Annotated in this window: 1 pseudogene; it reads right to left on the bottom strand. The window is 77.3% G+C overall.

The annotated features are described in order from the left end of the window. A pseudogene (locus tag VQ03_RS34215) lies at positions 1-635 on the bottom strand (hypothetical protein); the annotation flags it as partial.

Here is a 635-nt window from a genome sequence, read left to right as displayed (position 1 = left end):
CCGCCCCGGCCGCCCCGGCCGCCGACCGTCATGCTCACGGCGGCGTTGTCGGCGAGCGGCAGCTTCTGGAGCAGGGAATCGATGGTCTTGTCGTAGGAGAATCCCGCGCCGCCGAGGGTCGTGGCGCTGCCGCCATTGCCGCCGCCGCCGCCGACGCTCTGGGCCAGGATGCCGGTGGCGAGGGCGCCGCCGGTCTCGACCCGCCCCCGGTTGACGACCGTCACCCGGCCGCCGTTGCCGCCGCCCTGGTCCTTGTTGTCGATCGGCGGTTCCAGCTTGACGGCGCCGAACTCGTCCAGCTGGATGCGGCCGTCCTTGTCGAGGAGCGGCTTGAGCTGCGGGCCGCCGCCGATCGCCGACGTGAGGGTGACGTTCCGGTGCAGGCTGAGCGCGTTGCCGACCGCCGTCGCGCCGCCGCCATCGCCGCCGCCGCCGCCGGTGCTCTGCGCCTGGAGGCCGAAGGCCGCCTCGCCCGAGGTGCGGACGGTCCCCCGGTTGGTGATCGTGGCCGTCCCGCCGTCGCCGCCGCTGCCGCCGGTGCCGCCCAGCGCCGAGACCGCGGCCACCGCCGCCTGGCCGGGCGGGGCCACGGCGAGGGCGTAGCCCGCCGCATCGCCGCCGATGCCGCCGCCGCC

It is taken from the genome of Methylobacterium tarhaniae (assembly GCF_001043955.1).
GTDB classification, from domain to species: domain Bacteria; phylum Pseudomonadota; class Alphaproteobacteria; order Rhizobiales; family Beijerinckiaceae; genus Methylobacterium; species Methylobacterium tarhaniae.
Note: the sequence above shows the minus strand (reverse complement) of the source record. Positions and strands in the feature narration are given on the sequence as shown.